The organism is Actinomadura sp. (genome assembly GCF_044508335.1).
Taxonomy (GTDB): Bacteria; Actinomycetota; Actinomycetes; order Streptosporangiales; family Streptosporangiaceae; genus Spirillospora.
The window spans coordinates 1-5,947 of record NZ_JBIQHY010000200.1 but is presented as its reverse complement, the minus strand read 5'-3'; the positions used below and the strand labels follow the sequence as shown (position 1 = coordinate 5,947).

Sequence of the window (5,947 nt, the reverse complement as noted above, 5' to 3'; positions counted from 1 at the left end):
CCGGACGGCCCGCGAGTCCTGTCGGCCGATATCGCGGTCGCCGCGACGGGATTCCGGCCCGACCTGGACATGCTGCGCGAGGTGCGGGTCGAACTCGACGCTGCCACCGAGGCGCCGGTCAGGCTCGCCCCGCTGATCGACCCGAATTTCCACAGTTGCGGGACCGTCCCGCCGCATGGCGAACGCGATCTCGCCCACCCCGAGCCCGGCTTCTACCTGGCCGGGATGAAGAGCTACGGCCGCGCCCCCACCTTCCTGATGGCCACCGGGTACGAACAGGTCCGCTCCATCGTCGCCGCCCTCGCCGGCGACCGCGAAGCCGCCGACACCGTCCAGCTCGACCTCCCCGAGACCGGCGTGTGCTCCACCAGCCTGGTCACCGACGACCTGCTACCGGGCGCCGCCGACCAGAGCGCCGGCCAGGATGACGGCTGCGGGACTTCGTGCTCCACCGAGGCGATGCCCGCCCCTGCCGCCCCGGCCGAACCCGACGGCGGGTCATGCTGCGGCCCCGCGGCCCCCGAACCGGTCCGCATCGGCATCGGAGCCCCCGCTGGCCTGGGATTCGCAACCGGGCACGTGCACGGCTACTCCGGAGAGGCCGAACACAGTGGTGCCTGACGGGGCGACGACCTGATGAGTCGTGGCACTCCCGCGTCCGGGCCGGCCGCGGACACCTTCGGGGTCGGCCCAGAAGTCACGACTTCGGCTCCTGACAAAGCCCGGAGCAGCTACATAATTACACGAAGTTGTGTAATAGTGGACTCATGAAGGACAATGATCTGGGGTGCTGCTCCACAGGATCTGCGTCGGTACTGACGCCGCCGCAGCGGGCGGGGAAGCCGCCGCTGGCCGAGCGACCCCTGCTCACCCAGCCTCAGGCGGCGCAACTGGTGGTGTTGTTCAAGGTGCTGGGCAACGACACGCGCCTGCGGCTGCTGCACGCGCTGCACCGCGACGGCGAGGTGCCGGTGGGGGAGCTGGCCGAGCAGGTGGGGATGCGCCCGCAGGCGGTCTCCAATCAGCTGCAGCGCCTGACCGACCGGGGCATCGTGGCCGCCCGCCGGGACGGCAACCGGATCTTCTACTCGATCGCCGATCCGTGCGTCCCCGCGGTGCTGGACCTGGCGTTGTGCCTGACCGAAGAGACGGCGGTGGCCGGTGATGACAGACCATGACCAACACGGCTTGAGCAAACGGCACGTCCAGATCGGTGCGGCTCGGATCGCCTATGTCGATGAGGGAGACGGGCCGCCGGTGCTGTTGCTGCACGGCTGTCCGTTCTCGTCCTTCGTGTGGCGGCGGATCATCACCGGGCTGGGGCTGCGGTTCCGGTGCGTGGCGCCGGATCTGCTCGGGTTGGGGGACACCGAGACCCCGCCGGACGCCGACTGGCGGCTGCCCGCCCAGGTTGAGGCGGTGCTGGGGCTGCTGGACGAGCTGGGCTTGGACGAGGTGGCCGTGGTCGGTCATGACCAGGGCGGCGCGATCGCCCAGCTGCTGGCCGCCGACCATCCCGGCCGGATCACCGCCTTGGTGCTGGCCGATGCCGAGGCATACGACAACTGGCCCTCCGCGGAAGAACTGCCGTTCGTCCGCGCCACCCAGCTGCCGGTCCTGGGCCGCGCGGTGTTGTGGGCGTGGTCGCGGCGATCGCTGTTCCGGTGGGCGCTGGCCTCGGGTAAGGCCGTGCATGACCGATCCGCGCTCACCGATGAGCTGGTCGACGGGTACATCGCCGCCAACCTCGGCAATGCCCACCGGCGTGCCAAGACCCGGCGGTTCCTGGCCGCGCAGCTCGATCCCGCCAACCAGGCCCATACCGCCGCCGCGCTCAGCAGCCTCCGCCGGTTCGAGGCTCCGACGCTGATCCTCTGGGGCGCCGAGGACGTGCATTTTCCCGCCGAATGGGCCAAGCGCCTGCATCACGACATCCCCGGCACCCAACGAGAGCCCGAACGCCTGGTGATCCTGCCCGCCACCGGCCACCTGCTCATGGAAGAACGGCCGGACCAGGTCGCCGATCTGCTGGCCGGATTCCTCACCGCGCACACCCGGCCGGCCGAGGGAGGATGACCATGCTGCTGGACGCTCTGATCATCCTGCACATCGCGGCCGGGCTGACCGCCGTCGTCAGCGGCATCGACGCGATGCGCGTCCCGAAGCGGCCCGGCCGCCACCCCAGCCGCGGCCGCATCTACCTGGGCGCCCTGGCCGTGGTCGCGGTCACCGCGTCCGGCATCGCCATCGCCCGCCCGCACACCGCCTACCTGCTGATCCTCGGCGGCCTGGCGCTCGCCGCCGCCGGCACCGGGTACGCGGCCCGCCGGAGGCGATGGCACGGGTGGCTACGCCACCACATCACCGCGATGGCGTTGTCCTACATCACCCTGCTGACCGCGTTCTATGTCGACAACGGGCCGCGGCTGCCGGTGTGGAAACTGCTGCCGCCGTACACCTTCTGGTTCCTGCCCGCCGCGGTCGGCCTCCCGCTCCTGCTACGAGCGCTGCACCACCATCCCGCACCGTCCAATACCCACCGTGCTTCACATGAGGAGACCGTCCCATGACCGATCCCGACGCCACCAACAGCGCCGTTACTTCCGACACCAAGGACGCCAGCCAGGTACGCGACCAGGTCCGAGCCCGCTACGCCGCAGCCGCCCGAGCGGTCACCACCGGCACCAGCGGCTGCTCACCCTCACCCCAAGGCGGCGACTGCTGCACCACTGCAACCAACCTGGACGAGCCCGGTTTCGGAGCCGCCCAATACACCGACCACGACCGCTCGCATCTGCCCGCCGACGCGATCACCGCAAGCCTCGGCTGCGGCAATCCCCTGGCCGTGGCAGAGCTGGCCGCCGGCGACACCGTGCTGGACCTGGGATCGGGCGGCGGCATCGACGTCCTGCTGTCAGCCCGCCGGGTCGGGCCGGGCGGCAAGGTCTACGGCCTGGACATGACCGAGGAGATGCTCGATCTTGCCCGGCGCAACGCCCGCCAGGCCGGTGCCACCAACGTAGAGTTCCTCCAAGGACACATGGAGCAGATCCCGCTCCCAGACGACCACGTCGACGTGGTCATCTCCAACTGCGTGGTCAACCTGTCCACCGACAAACCCGCGGTGTTCGCCGAAACCCATCGGGTCCTGCGGCCCGGCGGGCGGCTCGGCATCACCGACGTCGTCGCCGAGAACCACCTGACCCCCGCCGACCGTGCGACCCGCGGCGACCATGTCGCCTGCATCGCCGGAGCCCTCACCTTCGCCGAATACCGCGAGCACCTGACCGCCGCCGGGTTCACCGACATCACCATCACCCCCACCCACCAGCTCGCCGACGGCATGCACTCGGCGATCATCCAAGCCACCAAACTCGCAGCTTGAGATCTTTCTCAGAGGTCGGTCCCATTGCAGCGGTGTCGGCCGTGTCCTACTGCCGGTGACCAGCGTCTGGACTGGTGGGCCAGACGTCTACGGGGTTGGGCGGCTTCGATGGGGCTGCCCAGCGGGGACGAGCGAGGTCGCCGAGTTCGTCGATGGCGCCGCCGCAATGCAGGGCGCCGACGACGATGTCGATGCGCTTTGTGGTCTCGGCTCCGAGCCATCCGACGATTCGGGCAGCGAGGAGCCGTCGGGATGACGTCGCCTCCAGCACGACTACGTCGGCGAATGGGTTCAGCTCCCCACCATCGAGAGACCTGACCTCACCGAAACCGAGGCATGCGTGGTGGCCCAAGCAGTCCTCGCCACCGTCAACAACCAGGCCTCATCCGTCCACAATCGTCGGTGGCGAGATCGTCTCGCCGGTCACCTGCGCCGCCCCGGGCACGACCTATGCAGACGCGCACCTTCGAGGTCCAGATGCAGACCTGCCGGCCCGGGGCGGCGGCGGGCTTCGCATCGGTCAGCGGGAGTCGCGCTTCGAGCGCCAAGATGAGGTTCCGAGGAAGCCGGCCTGCGCGGTGGCCTGATCCTTGCTGAAGGAACGTAGTGGTCACAACCTCCGACAATCCAACCCCCGACAAGCCCGTGTTCGCAGGGATCGACTGGGGCGGAGCCTCCCATCAGCTCTGCGTCATCGATGCCGCTGGCCAAGTACTGTTGCAGCGCCGCGTCCAGCACAATGTGCCCGGCCTGGCCGAGCTCGACGAGTTGCTGGCCCTCCGGCCGAACATCAGGGTCGCGATCGAACGCGGCGAGGGCCTGCTGGTCGAGCACCTGCAGCAGCATGGCCTGCCGGTCTACTGCATCTCCCCGAAGATCTCCGCCCGGGCTCGGGAACGCTATCGGATGGCCGCCGCCAAGTCCGATGCCTTCGACGCGTTCGTGCTGGCCGACACCCTGCGCCACGAGCACGCGCACTGGCCTCCTTTGTCGACCCCTTGCCGTTGACCGCCGAGCTGGCCGCCGTCACCCGTGACCGCGAACGTATCATCGAGTCCCAGCGCGCCGTGGAATCGCAGCTCCGCGCCATCCTGGAGGCTCACCACCCAGCTCCGCTGCACCTGTTCTCCACCCTGGACCGCGACATCACCTTGTCGTTCATCACCGACTACCCCACCCCTGCCCAGGCGGCCCGAGTCGGCGAGGCCAGGATGCAGGCGTTCTGCCGCCGCCACGGTTACTCCGGCCGTGTCCCCGCCGCCGAACTCGTCGAACGGCTGCGACCGCACCTGCTATCGGCCAGCTCTGGCGCCACCGCCGGCAAGCAGTTCACCACGAAACTGTTCGTCGACCAGCTGCGGCTGCTCAACACCCAGATCCGCGCCTGTGACCAGCGGGTCGACCAGTTGCTCGCGGCGCATCCCGACGCGGCGATCTTCCGCAGCTTCCCCGGGATCGGCCCGGTCACCGCCGCCGTGCTGATCTCCGAGATGGGCGATGACCGCGCCCGCTATCCCCAGCCGGCGGCGCTCCTTGCCGAAACCGGGCTGGCTCCCGTGACACGCGCCTCCGGCCGGATGCACCAGGTCCACTTCCGCTACGCCGCCAACAAGCGCATGCGGCACGCCATCGACTGGTGGGCCTTCACCTCAACTCGCGAGGTCGACTGGGCCAGGCGGGCCTACGACGACGCGCGCGCCCGCGGTCAGGGCAAGTACCGTGCCCTGCGCGGCCTGGGAGCCCGCTGGGTTCGCGTGCTCTGGCGCTGCTGGACCGACCACATCCCCTACGATCCCGATAAACACCAGGCCGCCAAGCAGGACACCGCCGCCTAACCACTGACACCGGAGATCACCCGCGCGGCTCACGTCAAGCGGGTCGTCGGCATGCCCGGACCCAACCTCATCCCAGGCAGCCACTTCAGCTCCGGGTTGACAGCGGGAGTCTGTATCGACCACCTGTGCTGCGGGCTCCCGCCTCAACGTTGACCCGCGGCCCTTGGCCAAGCCCTCCTGGCACCACTGCCTGCAAACGCCACCTGACGAGACGCGCGCGGGGGGAGCGGGTCGGCTCCGTTCGCGGGAGAGAGCCGGGAGGTGCCCCTGTTTTCGCGGCTTGGAACTGCGGACGCTCGGCCTCTCGACCAGCGGCCGAGCGCGAACGCTGTGACGCTGCCGGCGACGAGAACGACCGAGTTGACGATCACGGCCTTCCATTTGCTGTCGCGCTGACGTCGTCGTCGGTGTCAACGGCGCGGCGCGAGGAGCCAGGTCTCGTCCGACTCGGTACGTGCATGTGATCCGGTCACCGGCGGGAGGTCCTTCACCATCGTCCCTGCCCACCGGGAGGAATGATCTCCCTTCGAGGGACGCCCGTCGATGCTGCCGTTTCACACACCGGAAGATGGTGATCGCTTGACAGATGCGCCGCCGGACGCCGACGCGGGTGGTTCGGCCGGGAGGGCGGTGGCTGCTTCAGTCGCTCGTGGAGGTGAGGGAGTGCAGCAAGGCGGCGAATTCGCGGTCGGGGCTGATGTGGCGCTTGTGGAGGGGGCTGCAGGGG

General features: G+C 69.5%; 6 protein-coding genes and 1 pseudogene. All 7 read left to right on the top strand.

Annotation, left to right across the window (positions count from 1 at the left end; genetic code table 11):
• Nucleotides 1–621, top strand: a pseudogene (locus ACIWVC_RS33890) (hypothetical protein); the annotation flags it as partial.
• A 146-nt stretch (nt 622–767) separates the two neighbouring features.
• A complete protein-coding gene (locus ACIWVC_RS33885) occupies nt 768–1,178 on the top strand; it encodes an ArsR/SmtB family transcription factor (protein ID WP_396455117.1) in 411 nt (136 codons plus the stop codon).
• Between the two features lie 10 nt (nt 1,179–1,188).
• Nucleotides 1,189–2,076: an alpha/beta fold hydrolase gene (locus tag ACIWVC_RS33880; protein WP_396455115.1), complete on the top strand. Its 888-nt coding sequence runs from the start codon at nt 1,189–1,191 to the stop codon at nt 2,074–2,076.
• 2 nt (nt 2,077–2,078) lie between these two features.
• The gene (locus tag ACIWVC_RS33875; RefSeq protein WP_396455113.1) at nt 2,079–2,570 is read left to right on the top strand and encodes a hypothetical protein; all 492 of its coding nucleotides are present in this window, start codon (nt 2,079–2,081) and stop codon (nt 2,568–2,570) included.
• On the top strand, nt 2,567–3,385 hold the full coding sequence (arsM, locus tag ACIWVC_RS33870) for an arsenite methyltransferase (RefSeq protein WP_396455111.1): 819 nt from the start codon (nt 2,567–2,569) through the stop codon (nt 3,383–3,385). Before ACIWVC_RS33875 ends, arsM begins: the two co-directional genes overlap by 4 nt.
• A gap of 606 nt (nt 3,386–3,991) precedes the next feature.
• Nucleotides 3,992–4,393: a transposase gene (locus tag ACIWVC_RS33865; protein WP_396455109.1), complete on the top strand. Its 402-nt coding sequence runs from the start codon at nt 3,992–3,994 to the stop codon at nt 4,391–4,393.
• Nucleotides 4,390–5,220, top strand: a complete 831-nt coding sequence (locus ACIWVC_RS33860; protein WP_396455107.1) for a transposase — start codon at nt 4,390–4,392, stop codon at nt 5,218–5,220. Before ACIWVC_RS33865 ends, ACIWVC_RS33860 begins: the two co-directional genes overlap by 4 nt.
• The last annotated feature ends 727 nt before the right edge of the window (nt 5,221–5,947 follow it).

What these genes read in the sequence shown, in the direction of transcription:
- ACIWVC_RS33885 (WP_396455117.1), top strand. Translation starts at nt 768, where the DNA reads ATGAAGGACAATGATCTGGGGTGCTGCTCCACAGGATCTGCGTCGGTA.
- ACIWVC_RS33875 (WP_396455113.1), top strand. Translation starts at nt 2,079, where the DNA reads ATGCTGCTGGACGCTCTGATCATCCTGCACATCGCGGCCGGGCTGACC.
- arsM (WP_396455111.1), top strand. Translation starts at nt 2,567, where the DNA reads ATGACCGATCCCGACGCCACCAACAGCGCCGTTACTTCCGACACCAAG.